This window comes from Pantoea sp. y20 (assembly GCF_054903455.1).
On the sequence record NZ_CM142816.1, the window covers coordinates 166344 to 187213 of the forward strand.

At 56.6% G+C, this 20870-nt stretch carries 15 protein-coding genes; 9 read left to right on the forward strand and 6 right to left on the reverse strand.

Annotated features, from left to right (window positions below):
- Window positions 1–2: 2 nt before the first annotated feature.
- The 3 genes from bcsA to bcsR are packed head-to-tail and all read right to left on the reverse strand — an operon-like array spanning window position 3 to window position 3528.
- Window positions 3–2606, reverse strand: a complete 2604-nt coding sequence (bcsA, locus tag ACYAC5_RS00765; RefSeq protein ID WP_462062245.1) for a UDP-forming cellulose synthase catalytic subunit — start codon at window positions 2604–2606, stop codon at window positions 3–5.
- Entirely contained in the window at window positions 2603–3334 is a 732-nt protein-coding gene (gene bcsQ / locus ACYAC5_RS00770) for a cellulose biosynthesis protein BcsQ (protein ID WP_110867903.1), read from the reverse strand. The genes bcsA and bcsQ overlap by 4 nt, the downstream gene beginning before the upstream one ends.
- Window positions 3334–3528, reverse strand: a complete 195-nt coding sequence (bcsR, locus tag ACYAC5_RS00775) for a cellulose biosynthesis protein BcsR (protein WP_101763788.1) — start codon at window positions 3526–3528, stop codon at window positions 3334–3336. Before bcsR ends, bcsQ begins: the two co-directional genes overlap by 1 nt.
- A 195-nt stretch (window positions 3529–3723) precedes the next feature.
- On the opposite strand from bcsR, the gene bcsE reads away from it, so the two are divergent.
- The 6 genes from bcsE to ACYAC5_RS00805 all read left to right on the forward strand — a co-directional run bounded on the left by bcsE (window position 3724) and on the right by ACYAC5_RS00805 (window position 13087).
- Window positions 3724–5274 (forward strand): cellulose biosynthesis protein BcsE, encoded by a 1551-nt coding sequence (bcsE, locus tag ACYAC5_RS00780; protein ID WP_192414387.1) that lies wholly within the window; start codon window positions 3724–3726, stop codon window positions 5272–5274.
- Window positions 5271–5459, forward strand: coding sequence for a cellulose biosynthesis protein BcsF (locus ACYAC5_RS00785; protein WP_192414390.1), 189 nt, complete (start codon window positions 5271–5273; stop codon window positions 5457–5459). The genes bcsE and ACYAC5_RS00785 overlap by 4 nt, the downstream gene beginning before the upstream one ends.
- Window positions 5452–7083 carry a cellulose biosynthesis protein BcsG gene (bcsG, locus tag ACYAC5_RS00790; RefSeq protein WP_192414392.1) on the forward strand — a complete coding sequence of 544 codons (1632 nt, stop codon included), beginning with the start codon at window positions 5452–5454 and terminating at the stop codon, window positions 7081–7083. The genes ACYAC5_RS00785 and bcsG overlap by 8 nt, the downstream gene beginning before the upstream one ends.
- Window positions 7084–7811: 728 nt before the next feature.
- Window positions 7812–9824, forward strand: coding sequence for a biofilm formation regulator HmsP (gene hmsP / locus ACYAC5_RS00795; RefSeq protein WP_277974897.1), 2013 nt, complete (start codon window positions 7812–7814; stop codon window positions 9822–9824).
- Between the two features lie 228 nt (window positions 9825–10052).
- A complete protein-coding gene (locus tag ACYAC5_RS00800) occupies window positions 10053–11333 on the forward strand; it encodes a dicarboxylate/amino acid:cation symporter (RefSeq protein ID WP_101763784.1) in 1281 nt (426 codons plus the stop codon).
- 245 nt (window positions 11334–11578) lie between these two features.
- Complete coding sequence (locus ACYAC5_RS00805; protein ID WP_101763783.1) at window positions 11579–13087, forward strand: M16 family metallopeptidase; 1509 nt, start codon at window positions 11579–11581, stop codon at window positions 13085–13087.
- A gap of 3 nt (window positions 13088–13090) precedes the next feature.
- Here the strand turns inward: ACYAC5_RS00805 and ACYAC5_RS00810 are convergent, their stop codons facing one another.
- Window positions 13091–13963, reverse strand: coding sequence for an alpha/beta hydrolase (locus tag ACYAC5_RS00810; protein WP_101763782.1), 873 nt, complete (start codon window positions 13961–13963; stop codon window positions 13091–13093).
- 398 nt (window positions 13964–14361) lie between these two features.
- The gene (kdgK, locus tag ACYAC5_RS00815; RefSeq protein WP_462062246.1) at window positions 14362–15291 is read right to left on the reverse strand and encodes a 2-dehydro-3-deoxygluconokinase; all 930 of its coding nucleotides are present in this window, start codon (window positions 15289–15291) and stop codon (window positions 14362–14364) included.
- Window positions 15292–15573: 282 nt separating this feature from the next.
- On the opposite strand from kdgK, the gene pdeH reads away from it, so the two are divergent.
- Both pdeH and ACYAC5_RS00825 read left to right on the forward strand, forming a co-directional pair.
- The gene (pdeH, locus tag ACYAC5_RS00820) at window positions 15574–16347 is read left to right on the forward strand and encodes a cyclic-guanylate-specific phosphodiesterase (protein WP_101763780.1); all 774 of its coding nucleotides are present in this window, start codon (window positions 15574–15576) and stop codon (window positions 16345–16347) included.
- Between the two features lie 61 nt (window positions 16348–16408).
- Window positions 16409–18469, forward strand: a complete 2061-nt coding sequence (locus ACYAC5_RS00825; RefSeq protein ID WP_462062247.1) for an AsmA family protein — start codon at window positions 16409–16411, stop codon at window positions 18467–18469.
- Here the strand turns inward: ACYAC5_RS00825 and ppiC are convergent, their stop codons facing one another.
- Window positions 18470–18751, reverse strand: a complete 282-nt coding sequence (gene ppiC, locus ACYAC5_RS00830) for a peptidylprolyl isomerase PpiC (protein ID WP_137384899.1) — start codon at window positions 18749–18751, stop codon at window positions 18470–18472.
- Window positions 18752–18823: 72 nt separating this feature from the next.
- Between ppiC and rep the strand changes: the two genes are divergently transcribed.
- The gene (rep, locus tag ACYAC5_RS00835; RefSeq protein WP_137384900.1) at window positions 18824–20845 is read left to right on the forward strand and encodes a DNA helicase Rep; all 2022 of its coding nucleotides are present in this window, start codon (window positions 18824–18826) and stop codon (window positions 20843–20845) included.
- Window positions 20846–20870 lie beyond the last annotated feature (25 nt).

The following is a 20870-nucleotide window of genomic DNA, read 5'->3' on the forward strand; positions in this document are numbered from 1 at the left end:
ACTTAAGTAAAATCGGTTTTGATCGTCGCAGGCTGGCGGTCAATACGCTGCGGTAGCAGTGTCGCCAGCCAACTCACCAACGCGGTGAGGCCACGGAATAAGCGGCGCAGCGGCGCAGGTCCATACTCGGCCAGACGCAGATAGCCTTTAAAACCCAGCACCATAATGTCGGCCAGACTTTGCACCGGTTTATCTTCCGGGAAGCCATCCTGCCACAGCGCCCAGGTATCGGCGCGAGCGAAGGTGCACTGAATAAATTCAATGTGTTGGCGCGTCGTGAGTTGATGCAGGCGAATCCCGGCGCGACGGCCAAACACGCGCTGCACCTGACACGGGAAGCTGAACTCTTGCTGACCACGGCGCAGCAGCAGCGACACGGTTTCGTCCTCTTTCAGCGCATCGGCTTCGCGCAGCTCAACGCCCACGCCGCCGTCGGAATAGTCACGCAGGGTGCACGGCACCATGTGTCCATCTTCACGTGCGATGGCGGCAGGCATGGCGATTTCCACACGATGCGCTTCGCGGATCTGACGCGCTTCAACCGATACCGCCACCGCGCCGCCGAGGATAATCATGTTGTAAATCACCCACACCAAACTGACCCAAATGGTGAGCATTTCGTTGGCCGGACCGTACGCCATGCGCCAGAAGGCCATGCCGATACCGGCGATATTCAGCAGCACCAGCATCATGTACGGCTTGGTAATCACCCAATCGAGATGACGTTCGGCCACCAAACCACCTTTGGCGGTAACGTTGAATTTGCCTTTGTGCGGATTAAACAGCGCCACCGTGGTTGGCCGCGCGATGTACCACGCCAGCACAGTTTCATACACTTCGCTCCAGAACGAATGTCGCCAGCGGCCCTGAATGCGCGAGTTGGTTAAACTGGTGTGCAGCATGTGCGGCAACACGTAGATGGCGATCGCCAGCGCGGGCGCGTAGATGATGTAGGCGTGGAACAGCAGAAACGCCAGCGGTGCCAGCAGGAAGATCAGACGCGGAATCCCGGCGAGAAAGTGCAGCATGGCGTTGGCGTAACACAGGCGCTGCACCAGCTTTAATCCTTTACCGAACAGCGGGTTATCGAGGCGGAAAATCTGCACCATACCGCGCGCCCAGCGGATACGCTGACCGATATGCGCGGACAAACTCTCGGTGGCCAGACCCGCAGCCTGCGGAATACGAATATATGCCGAGGTGTAACCCTGGCGATGCAGACGCAGCGAGGTGTGCGCATCTTCGGTGACGGTTTCTACCGCAATGCCGCCGATCTGATCCAGCGCAGTTCGGCGCAATATGGCGCAAGAGCCGCAGAAGAACGCCGCATCCCAGGTATCGTTGCCATCCTGCACCAAACCGTAAAACAGCGAGCCTTCGTTAGGCGTCTGGCGGAAGCGACCGAGGTTACGTTCAAACGGATCGGGTGAGAAGAAGTGGTGCGGCGTTTGCAGCATCGCCAGCCGATGATCTTTCAGGAACCAGCCCATCGTCAGCTGCAGGAACGAGCGCGTCGGCACATGGTCGCAGTCAAAAATGGCAACATATTCGCTGCGGCACACGGCTTTCAAAGCATGGTTGATGTTGCCCGCTTTGGCGTGTTCGTGGGTGGGACGCACCACGTAATTGACGCCGATGCTGGCGGCAAACTCGCGGAACTCTTCGCGCGTGCCGTCGTCCAGCAGGTATATATTGAGCTTGTCCTGCGGCCAGTCGATGCCCATCGCCGCGTAGAGGGTCGGTTTCACGACGCTCAGCGGTTCGTTGTAGGTCGGCACCAGAATATCGACGCTCGGCCACGAGGTGATTTCCGGCGGCATCGAGACCGGCTGACGATTGAGTGGCCACAGCGTCTGGAAATAACCCAGCACTAATACGGCCCACGCATAGGTTTCTGCACCTATCAGCAGCAGACCAAATGTCAGGCTGATCGGGTCGTCCCAGTTGAGGGTTTCGGTGTAGCGCCACCACAGATAACGGCAGGAAATCGTCAGCGATAACACGATCAGCATGATGGTGGACAAGCGGCCCGGCACGCGACGCACCAGCATCGCCAATCCCCATAACAGCAGCACGAAGACAAACTGCGTAGTGATGCCGAAGGGCTGCGAGATGCACAGCAGCGCCAGCAGGCTGGCGACAATCGCTGCCACGATAAACAGCAGCTGCCGCAACCACGCGGGCAGCGCCTGAATACGTTGTTCGCTGCGCTGGGCGAACCGGTTTCGTTCCAGCCGTGCCGGCAGCGCACCGAGCCACTGATAGAGCGGCTCGCGCCAGCGGAACAGCGGTTTGACGCTGAAACTTTTACGCGTGCGTTTATCCAGCGGCAATACCAGCATCAGCCACAGGCTTTGCAGTGCATAGCGCAGCGGGTCAAGCGGACGTGGGCGCAGCGGCGAAATTTGCGGGTAGTAACGTTGACGATGTTGCAGGATGCGCTGCCAACCGGGGGTTTCCAGCCGCAACAGCGACCACGCGAGTATGCACCACATTAAATGCAGCGCGATGGTGAAACGGCCCGCGCCGTGCTGATGCGCCAGCTGAGCGCGGCGTTGCAGCGCCTGCCATGCTTGCGGCATCAGCAGCCAGCGTAATGGATTCACGCCGCGCCTCCCGGCACATGCAGCAGCAGCCAGTTAGCCAGGGTGTTGATCTCTTCGCTGGCCAGCGCATGCGGCCGATATTCGCCCACCGGCTGTTTCATCATCAGCGCTTCCGCCAGCGCTTCATCGCGGTGAATCACTTGGGGAATCAGGTTTTTCAGTGAGTTGATCCACAGCTGATGCAGATCCTGCTGTAGCTGGCTGTTGGCGTTGAACTGGTTGATCAGAAACAGCGTGTGCGCAGGAAAACGCGCGTGATGCAGACGCAACTGACAGTTGGCATCCAGCGTTAGCACCTGCAGCAGACGATCGGCCGCGGTAACCAGGGATCGCTGCCACGGCAACAGATCCGCTGGCATGTCGAAAATAATCCAGTTGTAGTGCGATTTCAGGGCCGGTAGCGCGTGTAGCAGCGGTGCGGCAAATTCTGCGTTGATAGCGCTGATGCTGGCGTACTGTTGCGACGTGAGTGCGCCAAACGGCAGAAAATCCAGCCCTGCCTGATAGCGCTGAGCGCACTGCTGCCACGCTTGCTGTTCGAGCAGCGCGGGCGCCCAGCCCTGAGCGCGGTCGAGCGGCATATTAAAGTGGACAGCTAGCTGATTTACCGGGGAAAAATCGATAACCAGCACCGATTGCTGCAGCGCGTTAAACGCCCAGCCGAGTGCGGCGCTCAGCGAGGTAGCGCCACAACCGCCACGCAATCCTTGTAATGCAATAACAGGCATTAACGTTCTGACTCCTGTGCGGCGCTTATTTCACGCAGCAATGGCCAGCGCGTCATAATGGTATTCAGTCGCGCTTCGCGGGCAATATCAATGTAGCGAAATGCCTTAAGGGAAAAGGCATCACTTAAGGCAGTAATGTCATCGTGCTCTTCGCTGCTAGTCGCATTCAGCGAAAATGCATTCTCTGTTTTCATTATTTTTTTGCCACCAAAAAATCGACAACGGATGAATTGTGGTTTTATTTTTTGTAAAGTTTAAACCTGAAGTAAAGACAAATGCTATCCACAGATCAATATGATTTGCGCTAATACGCTATTTTTTATTTCACCCGTTCCAATTGCGGCTGTCTCGATTAAACTAGCCTGGATTGTATCGATCGCGAATCAAATATGAAAAAACATTATGCGCTTGGCCTGCAGCAGATTCAGCAGGAATTAAATACTCTGCAGAATCCTGGGTTTTACTGGATTACCAGCCAGCGTCAGGATGATGCGCGAACGCTGCTGCGTCAGGTAGTTAGCCAACAAAAGGCGGCTACGCTCATCAGTGCGGATGAGAAACCGCAGGCGCTTTTGACGCCCGATCCCATCGGCGGTCCAGCGCGTATGCCGTTATTTTCACTGCCGGCTAATAAACGCAGCCTAAAGCAGCTTGAAAGTGATTTTTCCCGTGTGCTTAATAGTCGCAGTGGCCTGGTGATTTTTTATAGTAATGCCGCGCTGTGGGGAAAATTATCGCCCGATGAGTTAACCTTCTGGCTTAAGCGCATGCGCCGTTTGTTATCTAAAAAACAAATTACGTTGTTAATGATCACCTCCGGTACGTCAATAATTCACCTGCGTAATCATCTGCAAGGTTATTTTCGCCAGCTTGATGGTCTCGCACATTTGGAGTTTCAGCAGGACAGTTGGCATTATCGAATTAACTGGTGGTATGCGGCAGATAAATTACTGGCCGACCGCGCTATCCGTTTGAGTTATGTCGATAATCAATTTATTGCCGTTAATCAAGCGGGACAAAATATTCCCTTAAGCCGCAATGATGAAAACCAATTCCTGGCTCAGGAAGGTGTGCTGGAAGGCGCGCCGCCGCTTTCAGCGCAGTGGCAATTGTTTAGCGATAACGAAAGCGTGTTCTCGCGTGCGCAGCAGGCGAACGCCGCCACGGTCATCTTTAGTCTGGTTCATAATCAAGACATTAATTCTTTAGCAACGATGGTCCATAGTTTGCGTCGTTCACGCGGTAGTGCGCTTAAGATTGTGGTGCGCGAAATCAGTACCACGCTGCGCTACAGTGATGAGCGTTTGCTGCTGGCCTGCGGCGTGAATGCCATTGTACCGACCGTGGCCAGCCTGTCGCGCTTTCTTACCACGCTGGAAGGGATTCAGGGGCAGCAGTTCTCGCGCCATGTGCCTGCCAATCTCCATGCCCTGATGCAGGCGCTGCAGCCGCTACAGCAGAAAGGCTTTTTACCGCTGGATGCCTTTTGCGCGGCGGTGCAGCAGTTGATGAGCAATACGCTGCTGCCGGAAAATGACAAAGGCTTGATGGTGGCGCTGCGCGCGGTGCCGCAGCTGAAACCCGAACAGATTCTGACGCTGTGTAAACCGCGCCGCTTCGGCGATCTCGTGACGCTGGTGAACGACCGCATTTATCTGTTCCTCTCTTCATGCCGATTCAATGATTTGGATATCGCGCTGAAGTCGATCTTCTCGCTGCCGCACGACGAGCTGTTTAGCAATCGTATCGTCTGGTTTGAAGACAATCAGATCGTGTCGGAGGCGGACAAAATTCGTCAGCTGACGCCGGTGGCACAGCGCGACCGGCAGGCCACGCCGCTGGCCGCTGCGCCAGTCAGCACGCAAACCGCCGCGCCTGAGCGCGGGGCACAAACGCCGCAGCCGATTACCCTCAACCTCGATGGAGTAAGCCACCAATGACGCTGATGGATTGGGTGCAGGTGGCGATCCTGCTGTTATTGATTTTGCTGTTCCTGACATCACTGTTTGGGCGCGGACGAGCGCGCAGCGGCTCTAATCCGCTGCTGCGTTTGTTACCGACGCGCGCACTGAAATCAGAAGGACAGTGGCAACGCAAAACCCATAAAACGGATAAACATGAATAACAGATTCACGATGCACGGCTCGTGGTGGCGCGGCCTCGGTGGCTGGAACTTTTACTTCCTGATCAAATTTGCGCTGCTGTGGTACGGCTACCTTAATTTTCACGCGCTAAGTAACCTGGTGTTTCTGGCGTGGCTGCTGTTCCCACTGCCGGGCGCGCGGCTGCATCGCTTGCGTCAGTGGATTTCGCTGCCAATTGGCGTGGCGCTGTTCTGGCACGATACCTGGCTGCCGGGAATCCATTCGATTATGAGCCAGGGCAGCCAGCTTGCAGGCTTCTCGCCCAGCTATCTGCTCGATCTTGCTAATCGCTTTATCAACTGGGAGATGATTGGCGCGGGCTTTGTACTGCTGGTGCTGTATCTGTTTATCGCGCAGTGGATTCGCGTCACCGTGCTGGTGTCGCTGATGCTGATCTGGCTCAACGTGCTGACGATCGCCGGACCGGCAATGAATTTACTGCCGAACAGCGCCGCCACGCCGACGGTGAAGCTCAGCGATACGCCAGCGGCGAAAGCGCCAGATGGCCTCGATCAATCCGCGCCGCCAACCAGCGCCAACCTCACCGCGTGGCTCAACCGTTTTTACGACGCCGAGCGCCAGCGTGCGACCCATTTCCCGGACGCCTTGCCAGCTGATTCGCAGCCGTTCGATATTCTGGTGATCAACATCTGTTCGCTGTCGTGGTCTGATTTGAACGTCGCGCAGCTGCGTAATCATCCGCTGTGGCAGCACTTCGATATTCTGCTTAACAACTACAACTCTGCCACCGGTTACAGCGGCCCGGCGGGGATTCGTCTGCTGCGCGCCAGCTGCGGCCAGAGCTCGCACAGCGATCTGTACAAAGCCACCGATCAGCGTTGCTATCTATTTGATAATTTGGCGAAGCTGGGCTTTAAACAGCAATTGATGATGGATCACACCGGCGTGTTTGGTAACTATCTCAAGGAACTGCGTGAAGAGGGCAATCTGCAGGCGCCGCTGATGTCGCAGGCGGGCATCTCGCCGGAGGTGACGTCATTTGATGGCTCGCCGGTATTTAATGACGCGCAGCTGATGCAGCGCTGGCTCGACGATCGCACCAAGAGCAGCGATGCGCGCTCCGCGACCTTCTATAACCTGATTCCGCTGCATGACGGTACGCGCGAGTTGGGCAGCACGCGCAGCGCAGACTGGCAGCCGCGCGCCAAAGTGCTGTTTGATCAGCTCGATGCCTTCCTGACCAATCTGGAGAAGTCGGGCCGTCGCGTGATGGTGCTGGTGGTGCCGGAACACGGCGCGGCGCTGCAGGGCGACAAGATGCAGATGTCAGGATTGCGTGATATCCCCAGTCCGGATATTACCCATGTGCCGGTCGGCATTAAGTTTGTTGGCATGAAAGCACCGCATCAGGGCCAGCCGCTTAGCGTGGAGACGCCTACCAGCCTGATGGCGATCTCGGAAATCGTGTCGCGCGTGGTGGATGGCCAGGTATTTAACGCGCCGAACGTTAATATGTCGGTGCTGACCGATAATTTGCCGCAGACGCCGGTGGTGTCTGAGAACGATAACGCGGTGGTGATGATGTATCAGGGTAAACCGTGGATCCGCCTGAACGGCGGCGATTGGGTGCCATATCCGCAGTAGGTCGCAATTAATGGCCTAATGTTTGTTAAGACTACGACGAGTACGCTGGCCGGAGCCACTTTTGGTCCGGCGGTCCTCGCGCCGCTTACGCGGTACCTTCACTTCGCTCGTCTGCCTGTCGGACCGGCGGAGACGGGACCTCCCTGTCCCGGCTCCGCCTTTCGCCCGCGTCCTGCGGGCTCTCCTGGCTTCCTCGCTTCGTTCAGCGCTGCGGATTGCCTGCCCAAAAGTGGCCCCGGCCTGCTCCGAACCTTCAGTGAATGTTGTTGAAAAGGGCTCATTGGCTGGAGGCGCTGGCGCGTCTGCTGCGGCAAAAGGGCTATTCGCAGCGCTGAGGCTTTTACGTTGGGCCAGGAGCCTCACGCAGGGATGCGTGAGGCAGTTCGGGGCGGCCAGGACGGCCGATCCCCGAACGGTCCGTCGGCACGACGTGGAAGCCGAAGGCACCGCGCTAGCGGCGCGAGGACGGCCCGTGACGCAGCAGACGTGTCAGCGCCCGTACCCGGTTTATAGCAAAATGTTTTTTTTGACAGGCATTACGTCATAAATGGTGACCTTGCAGGTGAGCTTGAATGTGCACTCAAACCTGCATAATTCCGAATCACTTCATAAATAACCAAACTTGCTTATTTTTCGCCTTTATCCCGGCGAAAAAAACGCGTGACCTGGGATATACTCGCTGCGAATTTCATCTCATTACACGCCTTTGGTGGCCTGGAGAAGTTTTGTTGCGCGTCAGTCGTTCTCTAACGATAAAGCAGATGGCGACGGTTTCCGCCGTGGCGATGGTGACCATCTGCATCTTTATTGTCATCCAGCTCTTTCACTTTGTGCAGCAGCGCAGGATTGACTACGCCCAGCAAATGGAAAATGTGGCGCACACCGTGCGTCAGCCACTCTCCGAAGCGGTGCTCAAAGCCGATATTCCGCAAGCCGAACGCATCCTTAATACCCTGAAACCGGCCGGTATTTTATCGCGCGCCGATGTGGTGTTGCCAAATGCCTTCCAGGCGCTGCACGCCGATTTTGCGCCGGAAAAACCGGTGCCGCGCTGGGTCGCACGCCTGTTTGAGCTGCCGGTACAAATCACGCTGCCGCTCTATTCTGTGGAGCGTTCCGGTTTGCCGAAGCCGATTGCCTATCTGGTGCTACAGGCTGATTCCTCCCGCGTCTATCAGTTCCTGCTCAGCACGTTATCCACCATGATCACCACCTATCTGCTGCTGGCGCTGATTCTCTCGATCGCCATTAGCTGGTGTATCAACCGCTTGATTGTGCATCCGCTGCGCGATATTTCGCGTGATTTACAGGAGCTGCCGCCGCAGGCGATTCTGACCCACAAAATGAAGCTGCCGAATAATCATCGCGATGATGAAATCGGCATGCTGATCCGCAGCTACAACCGCAACCAGCAGGTGCTGGAGTCGATTCACGACGAAATGAGCCGCATGACCACGCATTTTGCCGTTACGGATCTGCCCAATCGCGCGCTGTTCCTTGCGCTGCTCGAACAGCACATCAGTCATCGCCACAATCGTCAGGCGTGGGGCTTGATGGTGATTCGCATTGAAACGTTGCAGGAAGCCAACGGCGTGCTGAGCGATGAGCAGCGCGATACGCTGATGCTGACGCTGGTGGAGAAGATTCGCAGCACCGTTGACGATCACTCACTGCTGGCGCAAACCGGGCCCAGCGACTTCGCCTTGCTGATGAAGCGCGCGCACAATCCGTTCCGCGCCATGCGTCTGGCGCGCAACCTGATGATTCGCATTAATCAGCCGGTGAACCTGCAACAGCTGCAGCTGCGTCCGAACGCCAGCATTGGCCTGGCGCTGCACGAAGAGAGCAGCATCTCGGCCAGCGAACAGCTCGATCGCGCCACCTCGGCGATGATGTCGGCGCGGCATCAGGGCAAAAACCAGATTCTGTTCTTCGATCCGGCGCTCACCGAGCGGGCGCAAAAGCGTTTAACGCAGGAACACGACATCTTGCAAGGTCTGCAGGACGAGCAGTTTGCTCTTTATCTCCAGCCGCAAATCAATATGGAAACCGGCGAGCTGGCCGGTGCCGAAGCGCTGCTGCGCATGCGCATGCCGGATGGCAGCTACGGATTATCGGAAGAGTTTATTGCCAGCGCCGAAGAGATTGGCGTGATCTCGGCCATTGGCCGCTGGGTGTTTGAAGAAGCCTGCCGCATTCTGGCCGGCTGGCAGAAGCAGGGCATTAACATCCCGCTCAGCGTCAATATCTCGGCGGTGCAGCTGCGTGATGCCAGCATGGTCAGCCATTTGCAGGGCTTGCTGGAGCGCCATCGCATCGCGCCGGGCAACTTCGTATTGGAAATCACCGAAACCGCGCAGATTGGCGATGCCGAACAGGCGATTGCGCTGCTGCGCTTGCTGCAGCAAACCGGCGTGGCGGTAGCGCTCGATGATTTCGGGATGGGCTACTCCAACCTCAACTATCTTCATCAGTTCAAAGCGCTGCCGGTAAATAAGCTGAAAATGGATCGCAGCTTCGTCGCCGCGCTGCCGGATGACGACACCATGGTGCGCATCGTGGCGGCGATTGCCGACATCATTCACCTCGACGTCATCGCCGAAGGTGTGGAAACCGCCGAGCAGCGCGACTGGCTGCTGGCGCGCGGAATTACTATAGGGCAAGGCTACTTATACGCTGAAGCGCTGCCGCTCCACGTCTTTAACCAACGCTGGCTCAATAGCTCGCAACTCCCAGAATAATCACCTTGGTTATTGATTTTCCTTACAAAATTGTAGCGAAGCGCTGTGCTGAAGCGTTTCAGTTCATAGTTAGAGTTTTGTAACTTTTGTAAGGAATAGTAGGGGATATTAATCTTGTTAACAGGGTGTTATTTTCCTCGCCATCGGTAAGGTTTTACGCTTCTGGCGGCTTGCCGCATGCGTTCTCCACAACAATGGCGGTGCGAACCGTCTTACTGGACACCTGTTATGAAAATCTTAAAAAGCCTCTATTTTCAGGTACTGGTTGCCATCGGCATCGGCGTCCTGTTGGGCCACTTCTATCCTGAGTTAGGCGCGCAAATGAAGCCGCTTGGCGATGGTTTCGTTAAGTTGATCAAGATGATCATCGCCCCCGTGATTTTCTGTACGGTGGTGACCGGTATTGCCGGCATGGAGAGCATGAAAGCCGTTGGACGTACGGGCGCAGTGGCGCTGCTGTACTTTGAAGTGGTCAGCACCATCGCGCTGATCATCGGTTTGGTGGTGGTTAACGTGGTGCAGCCTGGAGTGGGCATGAACGTTGATCCAGCCACGCTGGATGCTAAAGCAGTCGCGGTATACGCGCAGCAGGCGGAGCAGCAAGGTGTGGTCGCCTTCCTGCTGGATGTGATCCCGAATAGCGTCATTGGTGCCTTTGCCAGCGGCAACATTCTGCAAGTGCTGCTGTTCGCTATCCTGTTCGGCTTCGCTCTGCATCGCCTGGGCAGCGCCGGCACCGTGATGTTCAACGTCATTGAGAGCTTCTCGAAAGTGATCTTCGGCGTGATCAACATGATTATGCGTCTCGCGCCAATCGGTGCCTTCGGGGCGATGGCCTTCACCATCGGTAAATATGGCGTCGGCTCGCTGGTGCAGTTGGGGCAGCTGATCATCTGCTTCTATATCACCTGCGTGCTGTTCGTGGTGGTGGTGTTGGGGCTGATTGCACGCTTCGCTGGCTTCAACATCTTTAAATTTGTCGCCTACATCAAAGAAGAGCTGCTGATTGTGCTGGGCACGTCATCTTCCGAGTCTGCGCTGCCGCGCATGCTGGATAAGATGGAGAAGCTGGGCTGTAAGAAATCGGTGGTGGGGCTGGTGATTCCAACCGGCTACTCCTTCAACCTGGATGGCACCTCGATTTACCTCACCATGGCGGCGGTGTTTATTGCTCAGGCGACCAACGCGCATATGGATGTGTTCCACCAAATCACGCTGTTAGTGGTGCTGCTGCTCTCCTCAAAAGGCGCAGCGGGTGTAACCGGCAGTGGCTTTATCGTGCTGGCGGCGACCTTGTCAGCGGTGGGACATTTACCGGTTGCGGGTCTGGCGCTGATTCTCGGTATCGACCGCTTTATGTCCGAAGCGCGTGCGCTGACCAATCTGGTAGGCAACGGCGTGGCGACCATCGTGGTGGCGAAGTGGGTCGGCCAGCTGGATGAGAAACAACTGAATGCGACGCTTTCTGCCGGGAAAAAGGTGAATAACGCACCAGAAACCGCCGCATAACCTGCTATTTGCGTTAATTTGCCGAGAAATGCCCGCTGTCGCTTGCCCTGACAGCGGGCATTTGCATAATAAACCCCATTGATTTTTTTCCCGATTTTTTGCCTCGTTGCGCGACATCCTGACCTTCTCGTGGTCAAAGAGTCTGTTATTAAATAAACGTGGCGGCACAATGCCGCGCCGGTCACCCCAGATGTGACCGAACATGCCGCGCTAACGAGCGTTGATCTGTTTGAGTAGGGGTTCACATGCAGGGCACCAGAATTCGGCTTTTGGTTGGCGGATTGCTACTGGCAGCGTCCGGTTTTGGCGTGCACGCCGAGACGCTCCAACCCGATCCCGCCTGGCAGGAAGGCAAACTGGACAATGGTTTTAGCTGGCAGCTGCTAACCACACCACAACGTCCAAGCGATCGTATTGAGCTGCGCCTGATTGTTAACACCGGTTCGCTGGTGGAGAGTGCGCAACAAACCGGCTATAGCCATCTTTTACCGCGTTTAGCGATGGTGCATAACGCCACGCTGGACACCAATCAGCAACGTGCGCTGTGGCAGCAAGCCATGGATCCGCAACGTCCGCTGCCACCCGCTATTTCGTCGTACGATTACACCCAATACAACCTGAGCTTGCCGAACAACCGCCCTGATTTGCTGAAAGAAGCGCTCAGCTGGCTGGCGGCGACCGCCGGGAAAATGACGATTAATGAGCAGGTGGTTTCTACCGCATTAATGGCGACCGATCCGATTGCCACCTGGCCTGCCAATACGCAGGATGTGTGGTGGCGCTATCGCCTGAAAGGCTCGGCGATGCTGGCGCACGATCCCGGCGAGCAACCGCGCGCGCCGGTGGATATCGCACAGCTCAACAGCTTCTATCAGCAGTGGTACACGCCCGACGGCATGACGCTCTATGTGGTAGGTAACGTCGATAGCCGCAGCATGGCGGAGCAAATCAACAAAGCTTTTGCGCCGCTGAAAGGTAAGCGTGTCGCACCTGCCGCGCTACCGACGCTGTCACCGCTGCCGCATCAGCCGGTGAATCTGGTGAATGGCGGCATGAATCAGGATCGCCTGTCGCTGGTGTGGGACACCGCATGGCAGCCAATTCGTGATTCGCAAAATTTGCAGCGCTACTGGCAGAGCGATTTAGCGCGTGAAGCGCTGTTCTGGCATGTGCAGCGCGCGCTGGCTGACAGCAAAGCGCAAAGCGTGCAGGTTGGCTTCGATTGCCGCGTGCTCTATCAACGTGCGCAGTGCTCGATCAACATGGACAGCCCGAATGCCTCTTTGCCGCAGAATATGAATCAGGTGGCAAAAGAGCTGGCGGCGGTGCGCGACAAAGGGTTACCGCAGGAGGAGTTTGATGCGCTGATGGCGCAGAAGCTGCTGGAGCTCAACAAGTTGTTTGCCACATACGCCCGCACCGACACCGATATTCTGATGGGCCAGCGTCTGCGCTCGCAGCAAAACGCGGTGGTGGACATTGCGCCTGAGCAGTATCAGAAGCTGCGTCAAACCTTCCTCAGCGAGATGACGCGCGATCAGCTAAATCAGGAACTGCGCCAGCAACTGTCGCAGGAGCTGACCATGGTGCTGATTCAGCCGCAGGGTGAAGCCGAGACCAACGTGAAGATGCTGCAGGAAAGCTGGGATAAAGTGATGAAGCTACCCGAACCGCCAGCGGTACCCGCGAGTCCGGAAGAAGTGAAACCGGATAACAGCGCAGGCGCGGCGGATCAGACCGCGCCATCATCCTAAACATTAGGTCTTAGCACGTAGCCATTCGGTTACCAGCATCGGCCAACTGGCGAGCGGTAAATCTGCCACGCCACGGATACCAAATCCGTGGCCGCCTTTCTGGTAGAAGTGAATCTCCACCGGCACTTTGTGCTCACGCAGCGCGCTGAAGAACACCATGCTGTTGTTCACCGAAACCGATTCATCATCGGACGCGTGAATCAGCAGCGTCGGTGGCGTGTGTGCGTGCACGCGCGTCTCCAGCGAATAAGCATCAACCATCTTCTGATCCGGCCATGCGCCGAGCAAGCGGGTGCGTGCACCTTCATGCGCCAGACCTTCACGCATGCTGATCACCGGATAGAGCAGCACCATCGCATCCGGGCGCGGTGTGAAGCTGTCGGCTTGATCCTGCACCGGATAGAGTTTCTCGCCAAAGCGGGTGCCGAGGCTGGCGGCAACGTGTCCACCCGCCGAGAAGCCCATCATCACGATATATTTGCCGTTCAGCCCGCGCTGCGCACGTTCACGCAGCACGCGCACCGCACGCTGCGCATCGGCCAGCGGCGCGTCTGGACCTTCATGGTGACCGTCATACGGCAGGCGATACGTCATCACCGCCAGCGTGTAGCCCATTGACGTGAAGAAAGTGGCAAGCGCGCTGCCTTCGCGGTCGATCAACACCCGCTGATAACCGCCGCCCGGTGCGACCAGCAGCGTGATGCCGTTCGAGGTTTCCGGATGCCAGATGGCAATCTCCGGGCAGCGCACGCCGGTGGCGGCGCGGTCATAAGGTTCATACTCTTTGGCGAGATCGACGATCTGCGGCTGAGCGCGCGAATCGCTCGCGCCTGGCGCATCACCGTGTGGCCAGATATTGATGATTTCTGTGTGCATAAGTCAGTCCTGAGCGAGTTATGTTGTCGTTATTTTTTTCGCGGCCGGAGTAACAGCGTCCTGCTGTTGTTGATTAAAACATGGTCTTTTTTGCTGCTGGCGTCCAGCCGAAAACCGCCGATTTCGCCAGTTTCGGACTATGCCTGGCGGCCAGATTTCCTGCCATAACACATTGAATTTAAATCGATCTGATTAGCGCGAGTGAAGAAGTAATACCGTTTTTGTTACAGAAGTGGATGAGTCAGGTCGTTAGCGGAAATTGGCAGGGAAAAATGCTGCGTTAAGGCAAACTGCGCGGGCGGGTTGGTTAGCACAGGTAATGAATGGCGCAGAGATTTGTAGCGGCGCGATTCATCGCGCAATCAATTGCGCCGCTACGGTTGGTGCAGGTGGTTAAGTCATTTCGGCATCGCGCTGAGCGGGATAATCGCCCCGCGATACTGGATCACCGTACTGGCGGTGAGATGACCGCGTGCGGCGGCATCTTCGGCGCTTCCTCCGGCTAAACGCACCGCCAGATAACCAGCGCTGAAGGAGTCGCCAGCCGCGGTGGTATCGATCACTTTCTCTTTCGCCAGCTTGATGGCGGCGACCTCGCGCAGCGGCTCATCGCCAACCGCCACCAGACAGGAGTCCGCACCGCGTTTGATGGCAATTTCCTGCACGCCCGCAGCGCGTGTGCGAGCAATCACCGCATCCAGCGGCTGCTCGCCCCACAGCAAATCTTCGTCGTCGAGCGTCAGAAATGCCATGTCGGTATGACGCAGCATCTCGGCATACGCCTGCTGAGCGCTGGCTTTATCGGCCCACAGACGCGGACGATAGTTGTTATCGAAAATCACCTTGCCACCGTTCTGACGACAGGCGCTAAGCAGCGTCATCAGTTTTTCGCGACTGGTCGCAGGCAGAATCGCCAGGCTGATGCCGCTCAAATAGAGATAATCATAGTGCGCCAGCTGCTGGCAAATCGCGTCCGCTTGCGCGCTGTCCAGCCAGAAACGGGCGGCGGCGTCGTTGCGCCAGTACCAGAAGGTCCGCTCGCCGTGGTCGTCGGTTTCGATGAAGTACAAACCCGGCATTTTATTGTCGAGGCGCTGAACCAGCGCGGTTTCGACCTTTTCCTGCTGCCAGGCGGCGATCATCTGGTCACTGAAACTGTCGGTGCCGAGTGCGGTGACATAATCGACACGCAGCTGTTTATCTGACTGACGCGCCAGATACACCGCCGTGTTCAGCGTATCGCCGCCAAAACCGCGTTTGATGTTCTCACCTTTCTCGGACAGCTCAATCATGCATTCGCCAATAATGGCGATTTTCTTCTGCGTCATGGTCTTCAGCCTGTAGTGAATTCTGCCTTAGTCTCGCGTCTGGTATGGCAGTCGTCAATGGTTTTTAAAACGATGTTTTGATTTAGCTTAAGGCAGCAAACCGCCTGCGCCACGGTGATTTAGCGGCCAAAGCGCGTTTTGTTTTGCCGATTAAGTGCGAAGCACGCTGTTACACTCAACTCTTCATGGGACTAACGAGATTGATAAAGTTATCCCGGCGATCGCCGATACTTGCCGCTGAGATGCTATTTGCAGGCACTCAACACCAACCAGGAAAAAACCATGGTGATGAAGAATTTGAGTCATCGGCTGCCTGTTTCAAATGAATTGGAGCAACAACAGGAAACGCGTCTCTTCTGGCAACAGTGCCAACGATTCTATACTTTCCAGCCGATTTACCAGGTCTCAGGCCGCATGCTGGCTATTGAATTACTGACGGCGGTTACCCATCCCTCCGCGCCAGAAAAAAGGCTGTCGCCCGAAGACTATTTTGAAGCACTGACTATCGCGCAGCGGCTTGGTGTCGTCCAGGAACAACTCGAGCTGCTGATCACATGGTCAGCGTTTTTCAATCAGCGTCAGCTGGTGGCGTCGGTTAATATCGACGGTCCAACGCTGATGGAGATTGAGAAGCATGAGTCGATTCGCACGCTGATTGCGCAGCTGCCGTGGGTGCGCTTCGAGCTAACGGAGCATCATGCGCTGCCGCAGGAAGAGATGGTGGCGAAGATGCCGGAACTCGGGCCGCTGTGGCTGGATGATTTTGGCTCTGGCATGGCGAACTTCTCCGCGCTGACCGAGCTGCGTTACGACTACATCAAACTCTCGCGCGAGCTGTTTATGCTGCTGCGCGCCAGCGATGAAGGCCGCTCGATGTTCTCGATGCTGCTGGCGTTGATTAACCGTTACTGCAACGGCGTCATCGTTGAAGGCGTGGAAACCGAAGAGGAGTGGCAACAGGTGCGTAGCTCGCCAGCGATGGCGGCGCAGGGCTACTTCTTCTCGCGTCCGGTGCCATTCAGCGAGCTGGAACGTATGGCACTTGAGCTTCCCTGATCCCGTTCCGCGGCGTCTCGACTATCCTTAGTCAGACGTGGAAGGGCAAGGAGGAAGCAATATGTCACGTACTCGAAAGATCCTGAGCTGGGTGTTCGGGATTTTTTTGTTATTGGTTGTAGTGATTGTGGTGCTCATCGCCACCTTTGACTGGAACCGCTTGAAACCAACGATTAATCAAAAAGTTTCAGCCGAACTGAACCGACCTTTCGCGATTCGCGGCGATCTCGGCGTGGCCTGGGTTCGCAACCGTGAAGAACCTGGCTGGCGAAGTTGGGTGCCGTGGCCGCAGGTGCATGCCGATGATGTGATGCTCGGCAATCCGCCCTCTATTCCTGATGTCACCATGGTGCATCTGCAGCGGGTTGAAGCCACCATTGCGCCGCTGGCGATGCTGCATCAGCAGATCTACCTGCCGTGGATCAAGATGCAAAAGCCGGATGCGCGGCTGGTGCAAACCGCAGACAAAAAGAATAACTGGACCTTTGATCTCGCCAGCAGCCAGAACAGCGATGCTAACGCCGCGCCTTCTGCCTGGTCCTTCCGCCTCGACAACATCCTGTTCGATCAGGGACAAGTGCGCTATCGCGACGCCGTCAATAAAGCCGATGTCACAGTGACCATCAATCCGCTGGGCAAACCGGTGCCGTACGCCCAAGTGGCGGGCGGTGACGATCAGCAGAAAGGCGCGGGTGATTTTGTCTTTGGCTGGCAGGCGAACGGCACCTACAACAATCAGAAGCTGGATGGCGACGGCAAAATTGGCGGCATGCTATCGCTGCGCAGTAAAACCACGCCGTTCCCGCTGCAGGTGGATGTGCGTAATGGCACCACGCGTGTACGTATTGACGGTACCTTGCAGGATCCGCTTAATCTTGGCGGACTTGATGTGCGTCTGCGCTTCGCGGGCGATACGCTGGCCAATCTGTATGGCCTGACCGGCGTGCTGCTGCCCGATACGCCGCCCTATGAAACTGACGGCCATTTGATTGCGCGTTTCAATGAGGCGAAAGGGCCGCTATTCCGCTACGAGAAGTTTAACGGCCACATCGGCGACAGCGATATTCACGGCTCGCTCACCTATCGTCAGGGCAAACCGCGTCCAACGCTGACCGGTGAATTGACCTCGAACCAGCTGCGGATGGAAGATTTGGGGCCGCTGATTGGCGTCAACTCCGGCAAAGGCAGCGAGAAAACGCAGCAGGCCAAAGCGCAGCGCGGCGAAGCCTCATCGCAGCCCGCCGACCGCGTGTTGCCACACGACAAGTTTGATACCAAGAGCTGGGACGTGATGGATGCGGATGTGAAGTTCAGCGGCAAACGCATCGAACACAGCAGCAAGCTGCCGCTCAGCGATCTCTATACGCATCTGCAGCTAAAAAACGGCGACCTGCTGCTCGATCCGTTGCGCTTCGGTATGGCCGGCGGCAGCATCAACTCCACCATTCATCTGGAAGGCGATCGCAGCCCGATGCGCGGACGCGCCGATTTGCACGCGCGTAAGCTGCGTCTGCGTCAGCTGTTCCCGGATGTCACGGCGATGCAGAACAGTTTGGGCCAGCTCAACGGCGATGCCTCGCTGAGCGGCACCGGCAATTCGGTGGCGGATCTGCTCGGCACCAGCAATGGCGAACTGAAGCTATTGATGAATGATGGCCTGATCAGTCGCAGCCTGATGGAGATTGCCGGACTGAACGTCGGTAACTATGTGGTGGGTAAGCTGTTCGGCGATGATGAAGTGAAGATCAACTGCGCGGCGACCGATATGAATATTCGTCAGGGCTTAGCGACGCCGAAACTGTTCCTGCTGGATACCGAGAACGCGGTGATCAACGTGACCGGCAACGTTAATTTCGCGAATGAACGCATGGACCTGTCGATCAATCCGGAGAGTAAAGGGATTCGCATCATCACGCTGCGTTCGCCGCTGTATGTGCGCGGCACCTTTAAAAATCCGGATGCCGGAGTGAAAGCCGGACCGCTGATTGCACGCGGTGCCGCAGCGGTGGCGCTCGGTGCGGTGGTTGCTCCCGCCGCTGCGTTGATCGCACTGATTTCGCCTAGCGATACTGACGACAATCAGTGCAGTAATGTGCTGCAGCAGATGAAGAATCAGAAGTGATCAGTTACGCCACAGCACTTTGATGATGTGGTAACCAAAGGCGGTTTTCACCGGTCCGTAAGGCTGTAGCAGCGGACAGGAGAAGACCGCCTTATCAAATGCCGGTACCATTTGTCCTTTACGGAACTCACCCAAATCACCGCCGTTGCGTCCGGATGGGCAGGTAGAGTGTTTCTTTGCCAGCTGCTGGAAGTTCGCCCCTTTCGCAAGTTGCGCCAGCAGGGATTTGGCCTGCGCTTCCTCTTTCACGAGGATATGTAAAGCCGCCGCGGTTTTCGCCATGATGAAGTCCTAATGTGTATAATCCGGCCATTATAACCTCCTTTCTTTTGATTCAACTGAGCGAATTCCGTTATGCGTTTAAACCCCGGCCAACAACGAGCTGTCGAATTTGTCACCGGTCCTTGTCTGGTGCTGGCCGGTGCTGGCTCGGGTAAAACCCGCGTGATCACCAACAAAATCGCCCACCTGATCCGCGAATGTGGCTATCAGGCGCGCCATATCGCCGCCGTAACCTTTACCAATAAAGCCTCGCGCGAGATGAAAGAGCGCGTGGCGCAGACGTTGGGGCGTAAAGAGGCACGCGGCCTAATGATTTCCACCTTTCATACGCTGGGACTGGAGATCATTAAACGCGAATACAAGGCGCTGGGAATGAAAGCCAGCTTCTCGCTGTTCGACGATCAGGATCAGCTGGCCTTGCTTAAAGACCTGACCAAACAGTGGTTGGAAGAGGACAAGACGCTGTTACAGCAGCTGATTTCCACCATCTCCAACTGGAAGAACGATCTGGTCGATCCGCAGGGCGCAGCGGGTTTGGCGCAATCGCAGCGTGACCAGATTTTTGCTCACTGTTATCAGCTGTATGACCAACACCTGAAGTCCTGCAACGTGCTGGATTTCGACGACTTAATCGCGCTGCCCACGCTGCTGCTGCAGCGCAATCAGGAAGTGCGCGAACGCTGGCAGCAGCGCATTCGCTATCTGCTGGTGGATGAGTATCAGGACACCAACACCAGCCAATATGAGCTGGTGAAGCTGCTGGTGGGTGCGCGCGCGCGCTTTACCGTGGTGGGCGATGACGATCAGTCAATTTACTCGTGGCGTGGCGCGCGTCCGCAAAACCTGGTGCTGCTGCAGCAGGATTTCCCGGCGCTGGAAGTGGTGAAGCTGGAGCAAAATTATCGCTCGACGCAGCGCATCCTGAAATCGGCCAACATCCTTATCGCCAACAATCCGCACGTATTTGAGAAGCGCCTGTTCTCAGAGTTGGGGCAGGGCAGCGAGCTGAAGGTGCTGAGCGCGAATAACGAAGACCACGAAGCGGAACGCGTGGCGGGCGAATTGATCGCGCATCACTTCATCAACAAAACCGCCTATAAAGATTACGCCATTCTTTATCGCGGCAATCATCAGTCACGCGTGTTCGAGAAGCAGCTGATGCAGAACCGTATTCCGTATCGTATCTCGGGCGGCACGTCGTTCTTTTCTCGTCCGGAAATCAAAGATTTGCTGGCTTATCTGCGCGTGCTGACCAATCAGGAAGATGACAGCGCGTTTCTGCGTATCGTGAATACGCCGCGCCGGGAGATTGGTCCGGCAACGCTGCAGAAGCTGGGCGAATGGGCCAACCTGCGCAATAAAAGCCTGTATAACGCCAGCTTCGATATGGGGCTGGAGCAAACGCTGAGCGGGCGCGGGCTGGAGCATCTGCAGCGCTTTACGCACTGGCTGAGTGAAATCGTCCAACTGACCGAACGCGAGCCAGTGAATGCGGTGCGCGACCTGATTCGCGGCATCGACTACGAAAGCTGGCTGTTTGAAACCTCGCCCAGCCCGAAAGCCGCTGAGATGCGCATGAAGAACGTTAACCTGCTGTTCCAGTGGATGACCGAGATGCTGGAAGGCGATGAGCTGAACGAGCCGATGACGCTGGCGCAGGTGGTGACGCGCTTTACGCTGCGCGACATGATGGAGCGCGGTGAGAGCGACGAAGAGCTCGATCAGGTGCAGCTGATGACGTTGCACGCCTCGAAAGGTCTGGAGTTCCCGTATGTCTATCTGGTTGGCATGGAAGAGGGGTTATTGCCGCACCAGAGCAGTATCGATGAGAACAACATCGAGGAAGAGCGGCGTCTGGCTTACGTGGGGATTACGCGAGCGCAGAAAGAGCTGACCTTTACGTTGTGCCGGGAACGCCGCCAGTACGGCGAGCTGATGCGCCCGGAACCGAGTCGCTTCCTGCTGGAGTTGCCGCAGGACGATGTGGTGTGGGAACGCGAGAAAAAAGTGGTGAGCGCCGAAGAGCGCGTGAAGACCGGGCAGACGCGCGTCGCTGGATTGAGAGCGATGCTGGAGAATGCGAAGAAGGGTTGAGTTCCCGGTCCGTGCTCGCAGTCCC